Genomic DNA, 25,840 nt, shown 5'->3' with positions numbered 1-25,840 from the left:
CTGTTAATCAATTTTTTTTAATTTTATCAAATGCAAGCGACGGTTATCGGCCCTAATCACTTCAAACCGCAGATTGTCTACAACCAGGCTCTCGCCTTTTTTAGGCATATGCTCCATCTGGCTGACAATGAATCCGCCAACGGTATCGTACTCGTCTGTCGCCAGATGCGTGGAAAAAAACTCATCGAATTCTTCTATCGGCGTTAAGGCTTTTATCATGAACTCGCTCTCATTACGTTGGGAGATATAACCTTCATCTTCCTCCTCATCGTATTCGTCTTCGATTTCACCGACAATCTGCTCTAACACATCTTCAATGGTGACCAAACCGGCCGCCAGTCCGTATTCATCTATTACAATAGCCATATGATCACGATTGGTACGGAATTCTTTCAGCAAAACATTCAGGCGCTTGCTCTCCGGGACAAAATTGACCGGACGCATGATTTCTTCAATTCTAAGATGCTTGTTTTGCAAGGCATGTGCCAGCAGATCTTTTGCCAATAGAATACCGACCACTTTACTGCGGTCATCTTCAATAACCGGAAAACGTGAGTGCGCCGATTCCAAAACCAGCGGAAAGATGGTGTCGAGCTCGGCATCACGCGGCACTACCACCATTTGGACACGCGGGATCATGATATCTCTGACCCGCATTTCAGACACCTGTAAAACCCCTTCAATCATGGTCAGGGCATCGGTATCCAACAATCGTTTTTCCCTAGCTTCTCTCAATATTTCAAGAAGGTCATCCAGGTCTTGCGGCTCCCCTGTCAGCAGATGGCTGATTTTATCTACCCAACTCTTCTGCGGGGAGTTTCTACTTGGGGGTTGTTCATCACTCATGCTTCTGTTACCTCAATATAAGGATTATTTATGTTCAATTTTTTCAGAATTTCTATCTCTTTGCCTTCCATCTGTTCGGCTTCGTCTTCATCGATATGATCATAGCCCAACAAATGCAATACGCCGTGGACTATAATATGCGCCCAGTGATGAATCGGCAGTTTGTGCTGCTCAACCGCTTCCCTGGCGACTACCGGCGCACAAATCACCAAATCGCCCAATAAATTCAAGTCTATGCCGTCCGGTACTTCAAACGGAAAACTGAGAATATTGGTGGGGCCTTTTTTATGGCGGTACTGGTCGTTGAGCTGGGCGCTTTCGGCTTCATCGACAATACGGATGACAATTTCGGTGTCCTGACTGACATCCTCAAGCGCCGCATCAATCCACGCCTGGATTTGCGCTTCATCCGGCTGACCTTCCGATTCAAAAATGCGCTGAATGTCTATCTGGTTCATCAATCCGCCTTATGTTTCTTTTCATACGTTTCATAAGCAGAAACGATACGTTGCACCAAAGGATGCCGGACGACGTCGCGCACATTGAAAAAAGTAAAGCTAATACCTTCAACATCTTTCAAGACCTCAAGCACATGCCTTAATCCGGACATTTTTTCGGACGGCAAATCTATTTGTGTCACATCACCCGTTACTACAGCAGTCGAGCCGAAACCGACACGGGTCAAAAACATCTTGATCTGTTCGGTAGTCGTATTTTGCGCCTCGTCCAGAATAATGAATGCATCATTGAGCGTCCGGCCGCGCATAAACGCTAGCGGCGCCACTTCGATAATGCCACGGTCGATCATCTTCTCGACGCGCTCAAAACCGAGCATTTCATACAGAGCATCATAAAGAGGGCGTAAATACGGATCGACTTTTTGCGCCATATCGCCGGGCAGAAAACCGAGTTTTTCCCCTGCTTCCACAGCCGGACGCACCAGAATGATTTTTCTTACTTTCTCGGTTTGCAGAGCTTCAATCGCACAGGCTACAGCCAAATAGGTTTTACCGGTTCCGGCAGGACCTACGCCGAAGTTGATATCATGCGACATGATCTTGCGCAGATATTCCTGCTGATTGGCCCCGCGACCTTTCAGTATGCCGCGCTTGGTCTTGATCAGAACATTCGGCTTATCCGAGTCTTCAGGTGCTGCCAGAATCTGTTCTATAGAGGCGTCCTGCATGGCCAGATGAATCGATTCGGATGTCAGCGGTTCTTTTTCAGTGCTTTCGAACAATTTCTGCATGACCGCACAAGCGGCTTTTACTGAACTGTCGGCACCGGTAACTTTAAACCGGTTGCCACGATTAGCGATTTCAACCTGAAGGCGGGCTTCTATCTGCCGCAGATGAGAGTCGAACTGACCACAAAAATTAGAGAGCCTGACGTTATCGGCAGGCAACAGGGTAATTTCCTGAGATGTCATAACAGTCAATACTTAATTGTGTTGAATAATTTTATCGACAGAAGTATCCATAATACGACCCCGCAAAGAATTAGCTAGCGCTTCGGTAATCAATACATCGACAAACTGTCCGATCAGCCTGGGATGAGCAATGAAATTGACGACGCGGTTATTTTCGGTTCTGCCCTGCATCTGTAGAGGGTTCTTTTTGGATTGGCCTTCGACCAAAACGGTCTGCACGGTATTGACCATACTGTCCGAAATCGCGGCCGCCATCTCGTTGATACGCTGCTGAAGGCGGTCGAGACGCTGTTTTTTCGCCTCCTCGGGCACGTCATCGGGCATATCGGCCGCCGGTGTCCCGGGGCGTGGACTGTAAACAAAGCTGTAAGACAAATCGAAACCGATTTCTTCAATCAGCGACATGGTCTCTTCAAATTCCGCCTCGGTTTCGCCGGGGAAGCCGATAATAAAATCCGAAGACAGATAAATATCCGGCCTCACTTCGCGTAATTTACGTATTTTTTCGATGTAATCGGCACGTGCATAACCACGTTTCATCAGCTTTAATATGTGATCGCTGCCGCTTTGGACCGGCAAATGCAGATGGTTGACGAGCTGCGGAATTTCGGCAAATGCTTCAATCAGGTTGTCGGAAAATTCAGCGGGATGAGAGGTTGTAAAACGGATGCGATCTATACCGTTCACGGCCGCGACATAGTGCAGCAGTAAAGAGAAATCAGCGATATCGCCATCATCCATCTCGCCGCGATAGGCATTGACATTCTGACCTAACAGGTTGATCTCGCGTACGCCTTGCGCTGCCAGTGCGGTGATTTCGGCAATCACATCATTCAGCGGCCGGCTGATCTCTTCTCCGCGCGTATAAGGGACCACGCAGAACGTACAATACTTGCTGCAACCTTCCATGACCGACACAAACGCTTTCGGCCCTTCGGCCCGGGGTTCGGGCAGCGCATCGAATTTCTCTATCTCGGGGAATGACACGTCAACCACGCGTTCCTGTTTCATGCGCGCCTGATCGAGCAACTGCGGTAAGCGATGCAGGGTTTGCGGACCGAAGACGATATCGACATAAGGCGCGCGTTTCTGGATCGCCGCGCCTTCCTGACTGGCGACGCAACCACCGACGCCGATGATGACATCGGGACGCTTGTCTTTGATTTTTCGCCATTTGCCTAGGGCTGAGAAGACTTTTTCCTGTGCTTTTTCGCGTATCGAACAGGTATTAAGTAACAGAACATCCGCCTGTTTCGGATCATCAATCAGTTCAAAACCGTGTGAAGCCTTAAGTACATCCCGCATTTTATCGGAATCGTACTCATTCATTTGACAACCATTGGTCTGAATATAAAGTTTTTGTGTCATATAGTGTATTAGTAAATCACCCGGAAATAAAAAGCCCGGAATCGACCTGGCTTTATTGCGATGAAATGGCGATTCATGAGCCCGATAATAAAAGAACCCCTGAATATATCAACAAGAGCTTAATAAAAAGCTGACATTATAACCTGAATAGCGCTTAAACAATAAACTCGTACCATGCCCAACCATCGTTCCGGGTTGAATTACATTTTAAGACTATTCAATAAAGCAACAATTCAATCCAGTGCAATACCTTTCCGGAACTGGCCGATTGCAGATGATTTAAACAGCCTATATTGGCTGTCGCAATAAGATCAGGCTCATTCGCCTGTAGCGCCTGTAGTTTATTGCGCAATAATTGCTCGGATAAAGCCGGCTCCAGCAAGGAATAAACGCCCGCCGAACCGCAGCAAAGATGCCCATCGGCAACAGCCGTCAGCTGATAACCGACTTTTTCTAATATCGCTTCCACAATCCCGGTTATTTTCTGCCCGTGCTGTAGCGTGCAAGGCGATTGAAAGGCGACCTTTCTGTTATCGGCCTTAAACACGGCCAGGTCCTCCGACATTAACACGATGCCGACATCCTTGACCAGCATCGAAAATCGCGCCGCTTTTTCAGCGTAATCGCGATCATGCCTTAATAACTCACCGTAATCTTTCACCATGATGCCGCAACCACTCGCTGTCATGACAATGGCCTCGGCACCCTGCTCAATATAAGGCCAGCAGGCATCAATGTTTTTTCGCGCAAACGCCAGGGCTTTTTCATGATCGGATAAATGGTAATCCAGGGCGCCGCAGCAAACGCCCGCCTTTACTTGAATCAAGGAAATACCTAGTTTATCCAGAACCCAGGCCGTTGCCACATCGATCGACGGTGCCAGCGCTTGCTGCACACACCCCGGCATGATCAGCATTTTTCGGGCATGAACTGCCTCAGGCCAACCAGGCACCTTTTCTTTATCAGGGATTTTATTTTTTAGCGTTTGAGGCAAAACCGGCTTGATCAGGCGGGCGCCATGTAACAAAGCACTGAAACGGTTCCGATAAGGCAAAACAGCCGTGATTAATCCCCGCAGTATTTTTTGCCCGGCTGCGCGCCCCACCTGCTCATCCAGCATAACCCGCCCCAAATCCAGCAATCGTCCGTAACGGACGCCTGAGGGACAGGTCGTTTCGCAGGATCGGCAGTTCAGGCAACGATCCAGATGCTGTTGCGTCAGACGCGTGACAGGCTCGCCTTCCAGCAGCTGTTTTAACAGATAAATTCGCCCGCGCGGGCCATCGAGTTCATCGCCTAATAATTGATAAGTCGGGCACGTCGCGTTACAAAAACCGCAATGCACGCAGGCGCGCAGGATGCCCTCCAGTTCGTCGTGCTCTGGCTTTTTCTTAACGAATTCGGCTAGGTTGGTCTGCATTTACCAGTCCCGGTACATTCTGTTCGGATTAAAGATGCCGGCAGGATCGAACGCCTGCTTTATGTTCCGATTGAGTTCCTGAAGCTTACCGTTTAATGGCTGAAAGACATCGCCGGAACGATCTTTGCCTTTGAATAAAACCGCATGCCCCTGCGCGTTTTCAGCAACTGAGAAGACTCGTCGCGGCGGCTCTTCCGATTTCAGCCAACGTTGACCACCACCCCAGTCATAAAGCCAGACGCCTGATAAATCCAGCTCCGCGGTAGCAGGAGGCACGACAATGCGCCATAAATTCGTGTCGCCTTGAAAGAAATCAAGACGCTGCTCGTTTAAATACTTCCAAAACCTGCGGTCAGCCATAGCCGCATCGCCGCCTATTTTACCGATAGCGGCTTTGACGGCTTTTTCCGCACCGGATAGCCTGACATATAAGATACGGCCATTGTAACTTAATCCGGAAACGGGCAGCGATTGCGCGGCCAGCATCGTCATTTTGCTGATCGTATCGGAAGGATTCAGTTCGAAGCATGTCGTCAACTCAAGCACAGGCAATGGCAGCACTTTCAGGGACACTTCCAATAACACACCCAGCGTGCCCATAGCTCCAGCCATTAAGCGCGAGACATCATAACCGGCCACATTTTTCATAACCTCGCCACCGAACGATACGACTTCCGCCTTGCCGTTAATGAGTTTACAGCCCAGAACAAAATCCCGTGCCGATCCGGTAAAGGGACGCCTTGGACCGGACAACCCACATGCTACTGCACCGCCCAAGGTTGCCTTATCCGAGAAATGCGGCGGTTCAAACGCCAGCATTTGGCCTTGCTCTGCCAGGGTTTGTTCTATATCCGCTAATAATGTGCCAGTGCGGGCGGTGATGATCAGTTCCGAGGGATGATAATTGACGATACCCTGATGCTCCAGCGTGCTTAACAGCAACCCGCCCGATTCCCTGCCGAGAAAAGATTTGCTGTTACCGCCGACAATCTTCAAGGGTGCATTGGTGTCAACAGCATGCCGGACGGCTTGCTGCAGAAAAGCTTCGGTTGAATCCTGCATTGTCTATAACTGACTTATCTTTGCGACAACGCCGAATTTGGGATGATCCAGATAATGAACCTCATTCAATTTAATGCGCCGGTTTTCATTTAACCGATAAATAAACGCTTCACTGTTAGCCTGACCGGGCGCGTACTCCAGATCGACAATCAACTGCAACGTCTGACCGCGCTGGATACGAATAAAACCGTTCAATGCCCCCTCCGCGCCCTGAATATGGACAGGACTGCTCGATGCGCCTTCCGCGATGGTCTGAAGCCAGGCAATATGAATGACAGGTTTGTAAACAGGATCTTTCGATAAGGCCGCATAAGCATCGGCAAGCGCCATCGTATCGGCTTGTTTATAAGTTGACAGTTCAGTCAGGCCGGCCGGCCATTTGATTTGGCTTTCGGTTTGATCAAATACCTCTGTATTGGGCATATCCTGCGCAAAAACCATCAATTCAATCTGATAGTCATTACCTTCGGCTAAAACCCGGTTGCTGAAAAAACTCAGCAGCATAGCCAAGCCATAAACCATCAGGTTTTTCATCCTTGCATTTCTTTCATTCAATAGCGGCATTTATCAGCTTAACCCGAAAATGTTTCAACTAACCGGGATATTAAACCTATCGACGTTTTACATCCAGCCTGATGAATATCCGCAAAGAATTTATTCCCCATCCGCAGTCACTGACTTGACTACTCTTTTGGTACCTCTGCCGATTGATTTGGCGGCATCGCGCGTGCCATGACCGATCTCTCGGGTGACATCACGCGAAGTATGCCCTATGGTTCTGCCCGCTTCCTTAAACTCGGCGCATGCTGATAAATACAGACAGCATGAAATGACGATTAGTATTTTCGGAAAGTTTATAACGGGTACGATCATTTATTTTCAGTAGCCATGCTCAAGATCGTTTATCTCTTTCAGTATGCCGTTTTCAAACAATAAGCGTTGCTGAAGCCGTCTCGGCCCGAAGTTGTAAATCCACTCATGAATGATAACTTGTTCAAACTCTTCAATTTCAAGTGAGCCACGAGGATGCCGTAAGCGATTCCCGCGATACCCTATTCGCTCTTCCATATATTGGGGTTCACCGCATTTTTGCAGAACCTCTGTTTCATGATCGCCTTTCGTGATAAGCCAGCTCCCGCATCTGAAAGCTGCCTCGGCCGTGTCGGCGGCAAAGAGAAAACCAGACAGCAGCAATATTTTTTTCATCCTTTTTTCATCCCGCTTGATCATAAAGATTAATGTGATGATTTATTTTAGCCTGACCCGATGAATAGGGGCTGAATAATATTTGCCGCTCTAATCTGACTGTCCCTCAAGCGGTATTGCACTCGATTGGACTCAGCACATGCCCCGCTTTCCGAATAGCCGACATAACCTGTTCCGCTGTTATGGTTTTTGTACATTCGAACGCTCTGGCGGTATTTTTATGATCCGGGCACCAGTTCCAGTCGCCGGGATCGAGCCTGTATCTATTAAAACAACCGCCACATGCCGATTCATCCGCGGCAATTCTGATACAATCTTTCATTTCGGAATAAGGGTATGAAAATCCGCTAATCAGACAGGTCGGACAACCGACAGCCCAGGACAGCCAACTTAGCCCGCTGCCGATTCCTATGAATAGCTTTGCATGTTTCAGGTAATTGACAATCTGTTCAAGGGGACCTTCCGGAATGTAAATGACTCCATCCGGCGCTTTATTGCCCATATACTCGCGACCTTCTTTCGACAGGAGCACGACCTGGTAGCCACTGTCTTTCAATAACTGAACAAGTTCCTGCCAACCCGCCTTGTTGTTCCAATACTTGGCCTGAGCCGTAGCATGCACGGCAATGCAGACATAGTCCTGTACCATGGGCCGAGGTAAGTCCGCATCCTTGATACGAGGCCGGAAACCTGAATAATTCAGGCCGAGAATATCGGAGGCGGTTTCTCCCAAAGGCTGTTCGCGAAAATTCCTGACATTCTTGTTGTAATCAATATTGCCATCGGCATCATAAAACCATCCGATACGGTACATGGCATACAAATCATGCACGACTACGCCAGGCTCAACGAATTCAATATCAGGGTATTTTTCTGCGAATAAATCATTCATGAAGGTCGAACAGACCATTTGGCACGCATGTTTTCCCCTGAATTCCTCCACTGAGTGCAACCAGGCCATCGTGTCACCCAGAGCCCGGGATTCCAGAGCGATATAGACACGCTGGTCTTCACAATCATAGACATGACTGAATACCAAGGCATTATCGGATTTTCTGAAGATATTGATCTTCCATTTCGTAAAATAGCTTCGTGACGTACGAATCCACTGGTTATTCTGTATTTCGCCCTGGTGCACGACTTCATTGTTTGCCGTATCGATAAACTGCACCAGATAGAATTCATGGACGTTTCCAAGTATTTCGATAAGCGCGCCATCGACGAAACTGAAGCGACAAATATTCACCGGCAATTCTTTCTGGAAAGTGGATTGTTTTTTGCGTCTGTTTTTGCCCATGGTGAACAAATCCGGTGATTGTTGGGCGATTCGACAGCGATCTCTGTCAGCGTTGTTGCGATGCTCTCGAACGCAAGAAAAATGCGTCATCCGCATTTGTAATCTCAAGGATATATAAGGATGACGCTGTCTTTATGGATTTATAAAATTATTTCGGCATATTGATGCTCTGCAAAACCTCGTCAAGCGTAATTCCTCCGGCCGGCTCTCCATCACAAGTTGTAGGCTTAGCCTCTCTGACCTTCCAATCCTCAACACGATTCGGATTTCCTTCCATCACAACATTGTAATGCCCGGCAAAGATTGTATGTTGCACGTCGACGCAAGGAATCACCAACAGATTATTGTCAAAACTGACTATCACTTTCTTGCGAAGGTCAGGATCTCTCGTGACCGGCGATGTTCCTGCAGTGCCGGCAGTACCGGCTGTACCGGAAGTGCCATCCGTGCCTTTGATCTCAGAAACGCTTGGCAAGCCTATGGCGGCCAGCACATCGTCGCTTTCAATTTGGTTGTCGAATGGATAATCGCAGACCGGATCTGTTGTCATTTCAGCGCGTTTAAGCTTCCAGTCAAAGCCGCTGCCGTTGCCAGCCAGCGCCATCACTACGTTGTAGTGTCCGTCGAATGGAGAATCTTTCACATCAACACAAGGTATAACTATCAACTTATCACTAAAGTCGGCTACAACTTTTTTCCTGGGCTCGATGTCGCCTGATGTACCGGATGTACCAAATCTACCCGATGTACCGGCTGTACCCGATGTGCCAGTTGTACCTGCCGTACCAGCTGTACCTGCCGTACCAGCCGTACCTGCTGTAGCGAATGTACCTGATGTGCCCGATGTGCCGGCTGTACCCGATGCGTTTGATGGGCTGGATCCATCATCAGCGCCATTCTTTGCGAATAAAGGCGTGGCTACAGCTAATGAACCAGCTATTAATATTGCTATGTTGCTTCTTATCTTCATAAACCCTCTCTTAAAACCGATAAATTTCATGCTAAGAATCACTTAATAGCTATGGAGTTTTGGTAGTTCAAATACTCTATAGTTAATACCTTACAAAAGCTAAAGGTTCAATTTGATATCGCGTTAAATTAACAGGTAACCCTGGAGATTGTTTTGATGAAAAAATAGTGTTTTATATTAATTAGTTAGACCTTTATTTGTTTTGTTCCCTAATAATATTTTCATGCGCAAAAAGAATAGTCCGCAATAGTTTATAAACTCTTAAATACTATTCAGGCCAAACAAATTAAGTGTTTGCTTCAAATTCCTGTAAAAAAAGTCGGCAGTCAGTAACAATCCTGTAGCGGAGGCTTTTATGCGGGAATGGGTATTCATCATGGCTGTCGACGCTGGCATCCATCAACCCTACCTGGACAAGGCGCCAGATAGAGCCGATAGGCTTGAAACACTGCCCGCTCGTTCTATTCAATCGCCAATCGTTGCAGCAGCGCTGAAATAAATTCCAACTTATCCTGTGTCGTGGCAAACGCCTTCACAAACCTTAATTTATCGGCGCCGTCGAATTTATAAATCTGGGCCTCGGTTTGTATTAAAGTGATCAGCTGTTCGGTATTGATAACCGGTTCCGCGCTGAAAACAAGGCGGCCACCGGCTGCGCTGGCCTCGATTTTTCTGATGCCCAGCTTTTCTGCCTGCTGCTTTAATTCGGTAACACTGAATAAAGTTTTTACCGGCTCCGGCAGCAGGCCGAACCGGTCTATCATTTCCACCTGCAGTTCGCGCAGATCGTCCTGCGTTTCGGCGCTGGCTATGCGTTTATACAATACCAGCCGCGCATGGATATCGGGCAGATAATCTTCCGGTATCAACGCCGGCGTCTGTAGATCGACTTCCGGTCCCATATCGATTGGCGCATCAAGTTCCGGCTGCTTGCCCGATTTCAGCGCGTTGACCGCGCGCTCTAGCAGTTCGGTATACAGCGTAAAGCCGATTTCCTGAATTTGGCCGCTTTGATCATCGCCAAGCAACTCGCCGGCGCCGCGGATTTCCAGATCGTGCGACGACAGCATGAAGCCGGCGCCCAAATCGCCCGATGCCTCAACCGCTTCCAGCCGTTTTACCGCATCCTTGCTCAGCAAGGTTTTGGGCGGCACAATGAAATACGCATAAGCGCGATGATGTGATCGCCCTACGCGGCCGCGCAGCTGATGCAACTGCGCCAGGCCCAGTTTGTCGGCACGATTGATAATCATGGTATTGGCGCTAGGGATGTCGATGCCGCTTTCGATAATAGTACTGCAGAGCAACAGGTTGAAACGCTGATGATAGAAGTCCAGCATGATGCGTTCCAGCTCGCGTTCCGGCATTTGGCCATGCGCGATTTCAATGCGCGCTTCCGGCACCAGCTTGGCGAGTTCCAGCGCCATTTTCTCCATTGATTTGACGTCGTTATGCAAAAAGAATACCTGACCGCCGCGCTTGATCTCGCGCAGACAGGCTTCCCTGATCTGCGAATCTATCCACTCGCTGATAAAAGTCTTGATGGCATGCCGATTCGGCGGCGGGCTGGCAATAATGGAAATATCGCGCAGACCGGACATGGCCATATTCAACGTGCGCGGAATCGGCGTCGCGGTCAGCGTCAGCATGTCCAGTTCGTTACGCAGTTTTTTGAAATGCTCTTTCTGGCGCACGCCGAAACGGTGTTCCTCGTCGATGACGACCAGGCCCAGCGCCTTGTATTTGATCTCGTTCGACAGCAGTTTGTGCGTGCCGATCACGATATCGACCTTGCCCTGCTCCAGCTCGTCCGCGATTTCCTTCTGCTGCTTGGGTGTCACAAACCGCGACATGACCTCGACGCGCACGGGCCAGTCGGCGAAACGGTCCCGAAAATTCTGATAATGCTGCTGCGCCAGCAACGTTGTCGGCACCAGTACAGCCACCTGCTTGCCGCTTTGCACAGCGATAAACGCCGCGCGCATCGAAACTTCAGTCTTGCCGAAGCCGACATCGCCGCATATGACACGGTCCATGGGTTGCGGGCTGGCCATATCATCCAGGATGGCTTCAATGGCGGTTTGCTGGTCTGGTGTTTCTTCAAACGGGAAGGCATCGGCAAAAGCCTGATATTCGACATTATCGACATCAAACGCATGACCTTGCTTGATTGCCCGCTTGGCATGAATTTCCAGCAGTTCGGCCGCGACATCCCGGATGCGTTCGATGGCCTTTTTCTTGGCTTTGCTCCACTGATCGCCGCCCAACTTATGCAAAGGCGCGTTTTCCGGGCTCATGCCCGTATAACGGCCAATCACATTCAGTGACGAGACCGGCACATACAGCTTATCGTTATTGGCATATTCCAGGGTCAGAAATTCGGCCGTAACGCCGCCGATCTGCAGTGTCTGCAGGCCCAGATAACGGCCCACACCATGTTCCTGATGCACGACCGGCGAACCAATCGTCAACTCATTCAGGTTATTGACGATATTTTCCAGTTCCCGGACCGCCGATCTCCGCCGCCGGCGCCGCTGCTGCGCTTTTTCGCCGGAAAGCAGGCTTTCAGTGATGACGGCAATGGGCGGATTGTCCAGCCGCAAGCCGTGATCCATAGGCGCGACCACAATGCACGGCGATGTCTCGCTGCGCAGAAAGTCCTGCCAGCTGTCCACCTGCTTGACCTTAATGCCGTATTGTCTCAGCTTCTCGATCAGGCCTTCGCGGCGGCCGGCTGATTCGGCCACGAACAGTATTTTGCCTGCGAACTCGCGGCCAAACTGCTGGAGAGCCTGTGCCGGCTCTTTCTGTTTGGCATCTATCGTTAAATCCGGCAACGCATGACAATTGAAATCAACGCGACTGCCTTCAACGATGACCCCGCTTTCGATAGTAATGCGGGAAAACGAAGCCGTTCTTTGCGCCAGTTCCTGCGCCGACAAAAATAACAGTTCAGGGGCCAGCAATGGCCGCTCGACGTTGTATTTTCTTTGCTGGAACCGGTCTTCGGCTTCGGCATAAAAAGCCTGCGACAAACCGGCAAAAGCGGCGGGCATGACCAAAGTCGCCGAGTCAGGCAGATAATCGAATAATGAGGCAGTTTGCTCGACGAACAACGGCAGATAATATTCGATGCCGCCCGGTGTAATGCCCTTGCTGATGTCGAGGTACAGGAGATTTTTAGGCGAAGCCTGGGGAAAGTAATCCCTGAAAGCCTGACGGAAATGCTTGATCGACTCATCGGTAAACGGAAACTCGCGCGCCGGAAACAACTCGATCTGATCTATTTTTTCCAGCGAGCGCTGGCTTTCAGGATCAAACGTGCGGATCGATTCAATGTCCTCATCGAACAGTTCGATCCGGAACGGTACCTTGCTGCCCATCGGGAATAAATCGACAATCGAACCCCGCACGGCAAACTCGGCATGCTGATAAACCTGCGGCACGCATTGATAACCGACGCTTTCGAGCTTGATCCGGTTCAGCTCCAGATTGAAAGTATCGCCGATCTTGACCACAAAGCTGTGCGCCAGGACATGCTCGCGCGGCGCCAGGCGGTGCATCAAAGTCGTCACCGAAACGATCAGCGCGCCGCGTTTGACCTGCGGCAATAACGCCAACGTTTTCAATCGTTCCGAAATAATTTCGGGCAACGGCGAAAACACATCGTAAGGCAGCGTCTCCCAATCGGGAAAGTGCAGAATCGGATGCTCATTTTGTAAAAAGAACGCTAACTCATGCTCCAGACGCAAGGCGGTCTGGTTATCCGGAGTGACGACGACAAACAGGCGGTTTTCGTTTTTAATCGCGGAAGCCAGCGCCAGCGCATCGCCGCAACCGGTCAAACCGGACCAGACTATGGAGGGACTATCTTTTTGCGGAACAGCGGGTGAGAAAATGAAGTCGGGATTGTTAGCCATTACTTAACGAGCAGTTGATATAAAACGCATCATATAACAATTACTTAGTAATTAATCATAAAATAAATCGGTAATGTAGGTGCGAATTCACTTGTGCCCCTTGCGGGTATTCGCACTGTGCGGATACCAACAGTAGGCGCTTTAGGCGAATCCGCACCTACATAGGAAAACCATCCGCCCAGTTGAGTAAAGATAATTTAATACGGTTCCTTAATGCCTCAGAAACATCGCATCGCCGTAACTGAAAAAACGGTAGGACTGATCGATGGCGTGCCGATAAGCATTCATAATAGGCTCATAACCGGCAAAAGCCGACACCAGCATCAGCAGTGTCGATTCAGGCAGATGGAAATTGGTCAGCATCGCATCAACGGACTTGAACTGATAGCCCGGCGTAATAAACAGATCGGTATCGCCGAAACCGGGCTCAAGCCGGCCGCTTTTAGACGCCGATTCCAACGCCCGGACCGCCGTCGTGCCGATAGCAATGACCCTGCCGCCCCGCTCCCGGGCCTGGCGCACGGCATCAACAGTGCTTGATGGCACGGAGAAAAACTCCTTGTGCATCAAATGCTCGGACAAATCCTCCACCCTGACCGGCTGAAACGTACCGCTGCCGACATGCAAGGTCACGAAAGCTGTCTGCACGCCTTTGGCTTTGATCTTATCCATCATAGCCTGATCAAAATGCAGGCCAGCCGTCGGCGCCGCAACCGCACCCGCCTCTCTGGCGAAAACCGTCTGATAACGGGTCAGATCGGATTCATCATCGGCGCGCGTAATATAAGGAGGCAGCGGCATATGGCCGATTTGCTCCAGTAATTCGAATAAATTCGTCCCTGGAAACTCCAGTTGAAACAAATCATCTTCCCGGCCCAGCACAATGCAGCAATGGCCTTTATCCAATTCAATCACCGTTCCCGCTTTCGGCGATTTGCTGGCCCTAACATGGGCAATGGCATTCCGGGCATCGAGCATGCGCTCAATAAGAACCTCGACTTTGCCGCCGGTTTGCTTCTTGCCAAACAGCCGCGCCGGAATAACTTTGGTATCGTTGAAAACCAGCAGATCGCGCTCATTGATCAAATCAATGAAATCGATAAATTGCCTGTCAGCTATGCGGCCTGATTCCCTGTCCATACATAACAGACGACTGGCGCTGCGATCAGACAAGGGCTTTTGAGCGATTAAATGCTCGGGTAGATGGTAATTAAAATCACTTTTCTTCATGGCGCGCGATATTATCAGTTTTAGGCTGACGAATATACTTAAAAAATAAACTGGACATGACTAAAAAGTCTACATATAATATGCGCTCTTTGCCGGGGTGGCGAAACTGGTAGACGCGTTGGATTCAAAATCCAATTGGGGTGACTCAGTGTCGGTTCGATTCCGACCCTCGGTACCAATTTTAGGTTCCGTGCAGTGCAAAGAACCCTAAAAACCCGCAAGTCGTAAGGCTTAGCGGGTTTTTTATTGCCCGGTAAATACAATCCGATACTCCCCTTTTCTATTTCCAATTATCCCGTTAGCAGGAGGACGACAACCATCCTGATATAGGAGACTGCTTGATTGCTATAATTTGAAAAATAGCTTAAAAACTTTTTACCCGATCATTGATTTAAGGCAAGCATTTTCAGCTAAATAATAATTCCGACACCCATGATGCTTTCAACATAGGAACCGTACGGACTGGTTAGGATTTTCATATGATCAACGGCAATATAGTTAAAATATATTTCAAACCGCCCATTCAATATTGGATTTAACTACTGACGCCGGGTTACCAACTGCAACTGAGTTATTGGGTATTTTGCGCGCGACCACCGCTGCTGCACCGATAACACTGCCATCGCCAATTTCAGCACCTTTCAAAATCAAGGATCTTTCACATAGCCAGACTTTATTCCCGATGACTATAGGCTCCGGGTCATTGATACGCTTTCCGGCAGACAATATTTTGTGGAAATCAGTAGGATATATTCTGACGTCATTGGCAAACAGGCAGTCATCCCCAATCCTCACTTCCGAAGGCTCATTCGTCGCGATATAGACGTCGTGAAAACTATTCCGATTGCCAATCGTGCATTTCAGGCCATTAACACAATGAATCACCAATTTGTTGATGAAGACTGATCCGACATGAAGAATATTGTTGTTTCCAGAAACCGAAATAGAAATATTGCTGTACGGTTCAGCATGGACAGGCTCAGCAAAAATGATTTCATTGTTGTTACCTGAAATGTTCAGGTTGAAATTTGCCACTTTGTAGGACGGATAGATGGTAACTTGATTGTTGCTGCCCTGATCCTGAATAGTTATCACAATAATGGTTTCCTCGGATTAGTTAATTACTTAGGAATTACGCAAAACGCATGAGTAGACGGATTGCGCAGTTCCAGACGAAAATTCAGTAAGCAATAAAGAAGTCCTATCAATATAGATAGGCTGGATGAATCGATAAATGAGTTTTATTAAGGATTTATAAATAAATTAGTTAAAAGTCCTTTATGATTCCACGGACTTTCAACAATTCAATAACTTGATCCACCGAAGCCTGCAAAGACAACTCGCTGGTATTAACTCGCAGCTCGGGATTAACAGGCGGTTCATAAGGTGAAGATATGCCGGTAAAGTTTTTGATTTCGCCCATCCTGGCGCGCCGGTAAAGTCCTTTAACATCGCGTCCTTCACAAACTTCCAAAGCACAATCGCAATGAATTTCCAGAAAATCGGCTTCAGTAACTAAGGAACGCACACGTGCGCGATCAGCCTGAAACGGCGAGATAAAGGCGGTCAGTACAATCACGCCAGCCTCTATAAATAGCTTTGCCATTTCGCCGACGCGACGGATATTTTCTATGCGATCCTGATCGGAAAACCCTAAATCCGCACACAGTCCATGACGAACATTGTCGCCATCCAGCACGAATGTCCGACACCCCATCTGGTGCAAACGTTCTTCCGTTGCATGCGCCAAAGTCGATTTGCCAGCGCCAGATAATCCAGTAAACCAAAGTATAGAACTACGATGATTATTCAATGCTTCACGGTGTTGTCTTGTAATTGTTGCCTGATGCCAGACAATGGCATTTGATGGCGGTTGTTTTGTCATATTTAATTCCAATTCTGACTCATGTTTTGAATTTTTTGTACAGCAACTTTATTTAGTTATTGCAAGAAATTGATGCAATAATGGTCTCTTCCTTAGCATCACTTCCCGTATCTTCAAGCATCAGTTTGATTGTTCTATCGGAAGGTTTCAGAAAAAACCTGAACCTTGCATTTTCCGCATTTGGATTGTCCGGGAATGTTTTCTGCATATGAGGCGACTTGATTCCCCATTCAACAACATTACGCGCTCCACTATCACTGACAGCTACTAATTTCTTAGCTTCTTTTTGAAGCTTGTTGAGAACAACGACTCCCCCAATTTTTACATTGCCCTCCAAATCGACAAAGCGAGGCAAAGTATCAATAAAACTTCTTTCCACATCAACAGACGGAAATATTTCGGATTTTAATTCAACCAGCGACCACGTTTCTTCAAAAGATTTAACCCGAGAAATTTGTCCTTTTAGCTCTTCATAATTTATAAAGTTACTGTATTTATCACTTACTTTTTGGCTTTTCTTACCAAGAACTGATTTTGTGAAAGAACCTTCGCTTTTTATGCAAGATAATAATTTAAGGCCTGATAGTAGATTAAATATCTTTTTCTTTGCAACGGATATCTCCACATTATAGATATCTTCAAAAACTACAGTAATAAAATCTTGTTGTTTATTTTGCAGATACTGACGGATAGTAGCCAAAGTTTTATTGGATGCCTGGGCGTGCATTATCATTTCTTCCACCGGAATTCGTTCCTGGTAGAGACTGCCATCAGGTATTTTACCTTTAAGCATTTCGTTACCCCAAATGCCTGTAACTTGCGCAAAGTGCAATGATATAAGTCGATCCAAAACATTTCTTTGATATAAAAAGAGATGATTGTAACCATGGCGAATTGAGGCATTTACTAAAGCGAGGTTGAATTCAATATCAAATAACTCTACGCAATGCTTTATCAAGACTCCCTGTGAGAAAATTTGATCCAGCTCTGCATTTAATTCTTTTATATTTTTACTCTCCAACCAATTTTTATTTAAGTCTGCGTAAATTCCATCAGAATTAAAAGGCTCATGTTTAGCTTTAGGATAATCCAGCAAATTAAAGACCGCATTTGCTAAATCGGCACCTCCAGCCCTACGGAATGTCCATATAACTAATGGCTTTGATTTGGGTTTTGACTTAGGCTTTGACTTACTCATATCTAATCTATAGATTTTAATTAATTTTCAAACAATTTCGGGGCACAGTCTTTGGTCAAAATCCCATTCCTCAACCAATATAGCTGCATAACGGCGATATTCTGATGCATTATTAAAATATTGACTGCGATTATTCAACAGGGACTTGTTCTTTGAACCCGACATGACACTTGAAATGAGCAAAGTCAGTAGCCATTTCGCGCGTACATCTATACTTTTTTATCCACTTATTGAAGATTTTGTTGTATTAATCAACATGTGCGCGAAAACTCGTTGCCCTCAGTTCTCCACTAAGACTCTTCAGGAATGAAGGCTTCTCGTTATGCATTATTCGATCGGTATTTATTATCGGTATTTATTAATGGAGAAACTTTGCATTTGAGCTCTCAGCGGTAAACTGAGAATAATATTGCCCTAACGGTGTTAGCGTACCATCCTTTTCGAACAGCCTCGAAGTACGTACCTGTTCGTGAGTGAGTGAGTGATTTCCCGCCCCAAACCAGGCATAGCGCTCTACGTATTGCCGCTTTTCAAGCTCAGGCAGCACGCTTTTCATGAAAGCCAGCACTTCTTCTTCTGAATAGCGATTACTCCCCGGCTTGTCTTTCGCCGACCAGTCCGCTACAGCAAACTCGGTGATCCAGATAGGAAGATGGTATTTCTCATACACTGCGTCTATTTTCGCCAGGAACTTCTGTGGATCAGGAGGACTATAGAGATGCACCGCCATGAAGTCCATTTTCAACCCCTTCTCCCGCGCCATGCGGTAGAAACGATCAAACCAGGGGCCTAGCACTCCGGAAGGCGCTGGCGAGCCGAGGCGACCGGCCAAAGGCCCCAACTGGGACCAAGAAAAAATGGCTTTTTGCACTGACATATTTGCCTGATCCCTTCTATCGGGCTCGTTGAACCCCAGCAACACAGGAGCCATGCCGCGTGCCTTCAAAGTAGAAAATTCCTCCTCGAGGCGATGCCCTCCCCAGATCATAGGCACAAATTTCTCTGCAGCCACACCCTCAATGGGCTGCGGCTTCCAGGTGTAATACCAGGCCACATTCAATGCCTTAATTCGATCACCCGCATGCAGGTCAAACAGTCCAACACCCTTCTTGTCGCTAGCTATAACGGAATGTCCTAATATTACCCAAGACAATACAAGCCAAATTATTAACCTTGAATAGAAAAGCCTATTTCTTATCATCAAAATATTTTCTGCATATGTACTTTTTTAAACCGGCTACATTGTGGAATTTTTACAATGCTTCCGCTGGTTTTATCTGAAGGACTAGGCAACGTTCACCCGAAGTGTTTTGCAAATAAAGATCAACAGTTTCAGCCTTTTCTACAACAACATCTTCCGCGTTGAATCTCGCATTTTTAGCTCCGGGATGACTTGGAAAACTATTGGCAAGCTTCGGCGAAGGTAAAAACCAATCACATAACCTGCTGCTGTTATTGTCAACAGATACGTACAATTGCCAGTCTGCGGTATTAGTATCAGCCGTCATTAATAAAGCGCCTTGAAGAACAAACGGAACACCGATTTCTACGCCAGATTCCGGTAAATGTAACCAAAATTCTGCCACAATTGGAGTATTTATCTTGTTTACTTTAATCCCTGCATTTTTTTGTTTATTTTGATTTTCGTTATTCACGGTCAATTTAGCACTTGCCTTTTGCCGCTTTGCTTCTAGATATTCATTCTTTATCGCTTGCAGACTTACGGTCGGAATATTTTCATAATCTCCGCGATAATACTCCAACAATTTATCGAATGACTCATCATTAAGTATCTCCAGACCTAGTTTTGCACCACCTGTTTGCGCGCGGCCTAAAGCCGGTGCGGATTCAGCCAACTCCTGTAAGCCATTACGCATCCAATGCGCTTTAATCTCATCGATAACTTTATTCACATCCGAAATATCAGCGATGCGATTATAAATCGTTAAATCATTCCCCAAAAAATCCAATTGTGGACGCGTATGATGAAAAATACTTTTTTGAACTGTCATATATTTTTCAAGCGCCGTTACTAACATATTAATATCCGGATCAAATTCCAAACCGTCTATTTTTAACTGACTTGCGATGTTTGAATTAGCCGACAGTTCGCGATGATGCAATATCCGGTTCGAATACATGGATATAAATCGTTTAATCGGGTCTCGTGTTATCGCAAAACGAAAAAATGTTTGATATTCCTCCACAGATTTCCTGTCATTCTTGACTATCCGAACATCAGGACATTTACCCAATCCGTAATACTCATGAATATACACATTGGGTTTATTCACACGATCACTATAAGAATGTCCGTACATTGAATTATGCAGCCAGTGAAACAGCGACGTAGACGCAATCTTAGGAGAGTCCTGATAACCGAGTTTTAGTTTTTCTATAATAATCATTTTTTATTGAATGTTAGTTTACAGACAGTTTAGCCAAACATTCTCTTTGGCCGTTTTCGTCTAAAAGAAACAACTCAGCAGCCTCGCCCTTACACATAGAAATCGCTTCACTCTTGAATCGGGAAAACCCAGCATGAGGAAACAAATATTTTTCCCCGACAATAGGTGAAGGCAATCCCCAAACGACTGAACATTCTTTATCTTTATTTACTACAAGCAAGCGATATTCGCCTTCGCCATCAGATCTAAGTACCGCTACGCCGCTCAATATAATCGGCTCGTTTTCGCTAATGGATTCACTAAGACGATCAACAAAAAATTCCACTAAGCTTGCCGGCATTTTCTCTTCTATCAAACTCATTTCCAGAGCTTGTTTTTTGACCGGCGTGGGAACGTAACTATGTTTGACTGCCAAAACCTGATCAACCTTCTCTTCTATATAAGGTGCTCCCAGAAAATCAAACAACTCTTTAAGCCTGCGAGTCCGATTCGTCATATCCTGGTAATCAATCCTGAAAACAAAGTTTTTTTCTTTGCCATAAGCAGAAACTGCTGCTTCAAATTGCTCAAGTTCTTTTTTGGCTTTAACCGTTTCTTCATTTTTCCACCAGGCACTTTGCAGAACTTGATCATGATCCCGTGTGAGAAAAATAAATGCGGGGTTTGGAAAAAGCTTGCTGAGGAAATTCAAATAAGCGTGCAAATTGTTATTGGCAGGAAAATATCGAATTTCTTTAAAACCAATACATTGTGGAAACGTTCCCGCATTTTCTGGCATCAACTGATGATAGACCAATTCCCGAGCATCCTGCAGAAATCGTTGTTCATCCAACCAAGCAGCCCCAAACCATGGGTGAGTAACGGATAGAGAGTACTCGCCCTTATTACTGGGCTGCGCCTTGGTCTCTTGCAATGCTCGATAAGCGAGAAACAGACCATGACACAAATTGTAGTTTTCACCGCGTACTACACAACCCTCGATAGAGTTCAACAAGCCTTGCAATAGAGTTGAACCGCTGCGTCCATAAGTAATAATTAAAACACTCTGAAAATTCATAAAATGTCTTCACACATTTCTTTTAAACCAAGACAAATAAAAATTAAGTTTAATTTGTCAAAAAGGCATCTTTTTAAAGGAATATATATATCGTTAATTTTGTATTGCATTTAACTTATCGCCTTCTGTTTGCTCCGCTTTCGTTGAAAAGAATGGCTTCCGTCGTGCTTGACTGACACACCTTTTTTAAAAAATCCCCCTTTGCCTTCGGCGATCATTACTGTGTAGCGACGGTATTCAGCAGCATTATTGAAGTGTTGCGCACGCTGAATTTCCACTCGAATTTTCTCTTTGAAGCCGGCATGATACTTGAAATGGGCGAAGTAAGCGGTGCGCGTCGATATATTAAGATTAGCCGCGTAATGTATGCCTTGGGAAAGCCTTACCCAAGGTTGATAGCGGATCAGTGCAATTTTTTGTGATACAAAATCATGCGGAACGGCATCCGGGATACTGCGGTGCCTTAAATGATTGACGGAACCAGCCATATTACTGAACCATCCACTGCCTAATAGCCAGGGCACCGTGGCAGGATTATCAAACCAGGGAGCCGCTTCAAAAGGCGACTGTTGTTTGAAATCCGCGTCGTCAAGATCACCCCGAGGATACATATCGATCATATCCGTCCAGACCGCATCAGCGCCCTCGGCTTCGACTTCGTCGATAAATTCCGTCAAAAGGCGGTTTTCGCATCCTGGAAACACAAGCAACTCATCCGCATCGGCCAATAATACCCATTTTCCCAAACATAAATTGCCTAACACGGCTTGCTGCCAGGAAACACCGTAATTGGAATACTTGTACTCGGTATCAGCCGAATATAGTATGACATCCGGTTGCTCAAACAGATATTCGCGGCTACCGTCATCAGAGCAATTATCGACAAAAATAAAGCCTTTCACTCCCAGTGCCCGGTAATGGTCAAGAAAATGAGGCAACATGATCATCTCATTGCGGACAACTGACACCACAAATAAAGTATGGCGTAACAGCTCTATTGTTTTTTCTAAAGGGGTCAACAATTCGAGTTGATTACTATTGAGAGAGATGGTGGGTTTATCACAGGTTGGCCACAATTTTTTGGGCCATAAGGCTTTGCTGGCAATATTCTCATGTGTCAACGCTAAATGACGCTCTGTATCCAAATGCACCACTTTAGTCGGTGTTATTTGGCTGGGAAAAAAAGTATTTTCCCACATGGCTACCGGCATTGCCTCGCCAAAAGTGCGGCGACGTTGATAAGACTCATAATCCTCATTGGACGGCAGAATATGACTTAAAGCCAATAAGTCCCCTACCAATTTGTCTTCCATAAAAGAACAAGCTATCAGACGCTTGCCCGCATCGGTTTTTTTCGCCTTTAGCAATTCCATGATAGCCAGACGGGATAAACTATATCCTCCACCGCCATCGGCATAAATAGCCGGCTCGGGCGATTTATCGATAGCTTTCTGACCATGATGTGTATGCGATTTAGACTGATGCCAAGCCCTGTCCATGCTACCTATACCGCGCCTGAGCACGCGGCCATAGTAAAAATGCTTGCGGTAGCTCAGTGTTTCAAAGAAACGAGCCACATCCAGATAGCAATCATCATCTATCTTCAATACGTATTGAGCATCTGTATTGGTATAAACCCATTCGAAGAGTTTCAATGTCTTCTTAGGCAGGTCTTCGTACTTGTCGGAAACATTCAGTGCAAGAACATCATCCTCTAACGTATCCTCGCCATCTCCGACCAATATTACATAAGGAATGCCGCGATCCTGTAAATCCTGCAGCCAGGTAGTCCTGATCGCGGCGACCCGGCTTTCCAGATATTTACGGCAGGAATAGATAACAACTAGAGTATCATACGGCCAACCCTTGCCCGCGATCGACAAGGTTGGTTTAGCAACCGGCATGAACAATTCATCATGACGATCACCAAATTTATGGCGTAAAACATTCTGTATTTCGCGCAAAAAGCCCCGTAACATTGAATCAGCAGCAATGCCGTTAAGTCTCGACAAAGCCGAACATACCGGGTTAGGCAAATACCAGGTAGCAGCAGCATTATCCTTGGCCTTATGGATGAATTCCGCCAATCTTGGCAAGTAGGCCCCTTCATCCAGACCCGGCGTATCAAAAGCTAATTGATAAACACTAGCCAGAAGATCGACTCCCAAGAACTGGCCTTGCCAATCAGATAAAGCGATTGCTTTAGCGTTTGTTTGGATAAGCGCGTCTTTCAGAGCTGCAATATCCTGTTTATCAGCAGCGGCTTGCGCGGCCAGGAGTGAGGCTGCCGCACTATTTTGCAAATCGTAGACACTGCTTTTGTCACATTCGCTCAATTGCCTTAACGTCTTAAAAATTCCCTCTTGCGTTTCAGGAAAATGAGTTTGCAACGTATTTTCACCTGCTAGCGGGAAGGCGGCAATACGCAAGGCTTCGGTGGGATCGCTAAACAGTAATTCCTCAAGTAAAACCTTGCCAATGGAAGATAAATCCTTATTGAAGTTTGGCAAACTGTTGGTCACCAACTCCCGCAGAACAATCAATGCATCAGGATTATGCTTATGCTGAAAATAAGCGATGGCTTCACGTAATTCTTCCAATCTTTCGGAAGTCGAAAAATCGCGATGCTCCAAAGCATTCCGTAATTTAAACCACATGGCTTGAGCCCGAGTGATCTCATGATCAAGGAACACATTCCCTTGCTCGGCAAGACACTGCCAAAACGTAGGACATAGACCGTAGTGGCGGATGGCTGCAGCCACCATATCCCGTTTGTGATAGTCGGTATATCGTTCGAGATCGGCTAATAGCGCGGTCATCGCTAGAATCAGCTCTCTATCGTGTAAACGAGAAAACCAGTTGCCTTTGAAGCCATCCAGCAATGCTATAAAGGCATAGCGGAATTTCTCGGCCGTAATTAAATCAATATCGCCTTCTGCTTCCAGTTTCTGTACATAAGTTACTGCAAAGCGAACACATTCAGTATTAAGCCAACCACTATCCAACTGTTTCGCCAACCGATACAGTAAATCGCTCGACCGCCCAACATGCCTATCCGCTACCAAAGGCGCAATGGATAATGACATTTCCCAAACATTGTTGCTGTGATCCAAATGAAACAATGAAGCGAAGTCCGCTAACAATCGCAACTGAAAAAACTCATTTTGCCTGCATAAGAGAGGAATGACGCTTAAAATATAACGATGCCTGTATTCGCCACGCAATTCATCGTGGACTGCTTTTACTTGTTCAAAAACAGGCTCTTCCTCTCTATTAATTAATCGGGCATTAAGTCGTTTTAATGCTTTCCAGAAAATTAACGTGTTTGCATCTTCGGTTATGGCTTCTTCTGTTTCATGTTGTTCCAGCGTATCACCAACAAAAACAAAGTCTTCCAGTTGCATTTGTCTGGCAATATTTTGTACAAACAATGCGGTTTCTTTATCAAGTAACGAAGAAAATTGACCATAACGCATATGCTCCAAAACCAATAAAGCCAAATATTGTTTATTTTGGCTTTCGCTCATGCGTCCGATTTCGCTGACCCAATCGGCCGCTTTTTCCCGGGAAAGTTCTATGGGATTTGAAACGAGGTTAAAAAAGCGGTCATAGATTTGTAACTGACATGCTTCATCTTCTGGAACGTCCTCCCAGATATAGCCGGGGATTTCCAGTTCAAAGCCGAACTGAATCGATTCGGACTCATCCACGCCCAGCGCTTCCGCTACATCCTGCCTCTCCTTGCGGATCACCGAGCATTCAACCGGTTTTCCGTTGCAGAGCAATGCTATTGAATTTTCGATCTCTTCATTGACCAACCCCCAGCCGGTAATGATGAATTGATCGCATTTCTCAATTACGCCCTGGCTTTCGATAGTCCGGACTTCTTTTCCAGATAGCCGGGCTGCTTTTTTAATCGATTTTTCAACCTCTTGGGTATTGGCCAACAGCACACCGTTAGCCATAATTCCGATACTGCTGCCATTGTCTTGATCATCATTAATTAAACTGGCAATTTCATCGGGTATTGTGATGATAAAGCCTGATTCGATAAAATCTTCGCCCAAGCTTGCCGCCACATCCGCTCTTTCAGACCATAAAGGAGTAACCGAGTAAACCTTATCTTCAATACGCAAGCTCAAAGCTATCGGCTCATTTTCCCGGTTAATAACCCAGCCGAGGATTTCCCTTGCGCCTATTTGTTCAACGTAGCCTTCAATATTGGCGTTAATTTCCTTTGAATCTTCTTTTAAAAAATAATCTACTGTTGACAATGGCTTATACCCTTTATAACTAACCTATTCAGAGATTGCATATAGTATTCTCTGAACTATTCAAATCATTAATTTTACTTGATACCGATAGCAGTATCTGCCAAAAGGCAAAACGATTAGTTTAGCATAACAGCCTATTTTCGCCAATCGCTTGATAATATAAGAAGTTATAAAGAAACATAAAAATTATATATTATAAAGTTCTAATAAATGGAATTTAGACTTCCTAATGGATATAACTCCTAATTTCATATCAATTTTTCTGCTCAT

19 protein-coding genes and 1 tRNA gene are annotated in these 25,840 nt (G+C 46.3%); 1 reads left to right on the top strand and 19 read right to left on the bottom strand.

Features of this window, described 5'->3' with window-relative positions; genetic code table 11:
• Nucleotides 1-3: 3 nt before the first annotated feature.
• The 12 genes from METLU_RS0105760 to queA all read right to left on the bottom strand — a co-directional run bounded on the left by METLU_RS0105760 (nucleotide 4) and on the right by queA (nucleotide 14,748).
• A complete protein-coding gene (locus METLU_RS0105760; protein WP_027157403.1) occupies nucleotides 4-846 on the bottom strand; it encodes an HlyC/CorC family transporter in 843 nt (280 codons plus the stop codon).
• Nucleotides 843-1,304, bottom strand: a complete 462-nt coding sequence (gene ybeY, locus METLU_RS0105755) for an rRNA maturation RNase YbeY (RefSeq protein ID WP_027157402.1) — start codon at nucleotides 1,302-1,304, stop codon at nucleotides 843-845. The genes METLU_RS0105760 and ybeY overlap by 4 nt, the downstream gene beginning before the upstream one ends.
• Nucleotides 1,304-2,275: a PhoH family protein gene (locus METLU_RS0105750; protein WP_027157401.1), complete on the bottom strand. Its 972-nt coding sequence runs from the start codon at nucleotides 2,273-2,275 to the stop codon at nucleotides 1,304-1,306. The genes ybeY and METLU_RS0105750 overlap by 1 nt, the downstream gene beginning before the upstream one ends.
• A gap of 12 nt (nucleotides 2,276-2,287) precedes the next feature.
• Nucleotides 2,288-3,643: a tRNA (N6-isopentenyl adenosine(37)-C2)-methylthiotransferase MiaB gene (miaB, locus tag METLU_RS24575; protein ID WP_036242882.1), complete on the bottom strand. Its 1,356-nt coding sequence runs from the start codon at nucleotides 3,641-3,643 to the stop codon at nucleotides 2,288-2,290.
• Between the two features lie 217 nt (nucleotides 3,644-3,860).
• Entirely contained in the window at nucleotides 3,861-5,063 is a 1,203-nt protein-coding gene (gene glcF, locus METLU_RS0105740; RefSeq protein ID WP_027157400.1) for a glycolate oxidase subunit GlcF, read from the bottom strand.
• Nucleotides 5,064-6,125 carry a glycolate oxidase subunit GlcE gene (gene glcE, locus METLU_RS0105735; protein WP_027157399.1) on the bottom strand — a complete coding sequence of 354 codons (1,062 nt, stop codon included), beginning with the start codon at nucleotides 6,123-6,125 and terminating at the stop codon, nucleotides 5,064-5,066.
• Between the two features lie 3 nt (nucleotides 6,126-6,128).
• Entirely contained in the window at nucleotides 6,129-6,659 is a 531-nt protein-coding gene (locus METLU_RS0105730) for a CsiV family protein (RefSeq protein WP_231383553.1), read from the bottom strand.
• Between the two features lie 345 nt (nucleotides 6,660-7,004).
• Entirely contained in the window at nucleotides 7,005-7,331 is a 327-nt protein-coding gene (locus METLU_RS0105720) for a DUF2845 domain-containing protein (RefSeq protein ID WP_027157396.1), read from the bottom strand.
• A gap of 106 nt (nucleotides 7,332-7,437) precedes the next feature.
• The gene (locus METLU_RS0105715) at nucleotides 7,438-8,628 is read right to left on the bottom strand and encodes an autotransporter strand-loop-strand O-heptosyltransferase (protein WP_027157395.1); all 1,191 of its coding nucleotides are present in this window, start codon (nucleotides 8,626-8,628) and stop codon (nucleotides 7,438-7,440) included.
• Nucleotides 8,629-8,776: 148 nt separating this feature from the next.
• Nucleotides 8,777-9,628: a hypothetical protein gene (locus tag METLU_RS28275; RefSeq protein ID WP_196806505.1), complete on the bottom strand. Its 852-nt coding sequence runs from the start codon at nucleotides 9,626-9,628 to the stop codon at nucleotides 8,777-8,779.
• Nucleotides 9,629-10,059: 431 nt separating this feature from the next.
• Nucleotides 10,060-13,518 carry a transcription-repair coupling factor gene (gene mfd, locus METLU_RS0105705; RefSeq protein ID WP_027157393.1) on the bottom strand — a complete coding sequence of 1,153 codons (3,459 nt, stop codon included), beginning with the start codon at nucleotides 13,516-13,518 and terminating at the stop codon, nucleotides 10,060-10,062.
• Between the two features lie 210 nt (nucleotides 13,519-13,728).
• Nucleotides 13,729-14,748: a tRNA preQ1(34) S-adenosylmethionine ribosyltransferase-isomerase QueA gene (gene queA / locus METLU_RS0105700; protein ID WP_027157392.1), complete on the bottom strand. Its 1,020-nt coding sequence runs from the start codon at nucleotides 14,746-14,748 to the stop codon at nucleotides 13,729-13,731.
• 91 nt (nucleotides 14,749-14,839) lie between these two features.
• On the opposite strand from queA, the gene METLU_RS0105695 reads away from it, so the two are divergent.
• Nucleotides 14,840-14,926: transfer RNA gene (locus METLU_RS0105695), tRNA-Leu, on the top strand.
• A gap of 332 nt (nucleotides 14,927-15,258) precedes the next feature.
• On the opposite strand, the gene METLU_RS26625 is transcribed toward METLU_RS0105695, so the two are convergent.
• From METLU_RS26625 to METLU_RS26620, 7 genes are all read right to left on the bottom strand, one after another.
• Nucleotides 15,259-15,843, bottom strand: a complete 585-nt coding sequence (locus METLU_RS26625) for an acyltransferase (RefSeq protein ID WP_051299792.1) — start codon at nucleotides 15,841-15,843, stop codon at nucleotides 15,259-15,261.
• Between the two features lie 172 nt (nucleotides 15,844-16,015).
• A complete protein-coding gene (gene cysC / locus METLU_RS0105685; protein WP_027157391.1) occupies nucleotides 16,016-16,633 on the bottom strand; it encodes an adenylyl-sulfate kinase in 618 nt (205 codons plus the stop codon).
• Between the two features lie 52 nt (nucleotides 16,634-16,685).
• Nucleotides 16,686-17,831 (bottom strand): hypothetical protein, encoded by a 1,146-nt coding sequence (locus METLU_RS0105680; protein WP_027157390.1) that lies wholly within the window; start codon nucleotides 17,829-17,831, stop codon nucleotides 16,686-16,688.
• A 358-nt stretch (nucleotides 17,832-18,189) separates the two neighbouring features.
• Entirely contained in the window at nucleotides 18,190-18,885 is a 696-nt protein-coding gene (locus tag METLU_RS24565) for a glycosyl hydrolase (RefSeq protein ID WP_196806504.1), read from the bottom strand.
• A 199-nt stretch (nucleotides 18,886-19,084) separates the two neighbouring features.
• On the bottom strand, nucleotides 19,085-20,239 hold the full coding sequence (locus METLU_RS24560; protein WP_027157389.1) for a sulfotransferase family 2 domain-containing protein: 1,155 nt from the start codon (nucleotides 20,237-20,239) through the stop codon (nucleotides 19,085-19,087).
• Between the two features lie 13 nt (nucleotides 20,240-20,252).
• Complete coding sequence (locus tag METLU_RS0105665) at nucleotides 20,253-21,296, bottom strand: sulfotransferase (protein WP_027157388.1); 1,044 nt, start codon at nucleotides 21,294-21,296, stop codon at nucleotides 20,253-20,255.
• Nucleotides 21,297-21,406: 110 nt separating this feature from the next.
• On the bottom strand, nucleotides 21,407-25,570 hold the full coding sequence (locus METLU_RS26620; RefSeq protein WP_051299790.1) for a glycosyltransferase family 2 protein: 4,164 nt from the start codon (nucleotides 25,568-25,570) through the stop codon (nucleotides 21,407-21,409).
• Between the last annotated feature and the right edge of the window lie 270 nt (nucleotides 25,571-25,840).

The sequence above is a fragment of the Methylobacter luteus IMV-B-3098 genome, from assembly GCF_000427625.1.
GTDB lineage: Bacteria > Pseudomonadota > Gammaproteobacteria > Methylococcales > Methylomonadaceae > Methylobacter > Methylobacter luteus.
The sequence above is the reverse complement of the archived record's forward strand: the minus strand, read 5'-3'. Positions and strand labels throughout refer to the sequence as shown.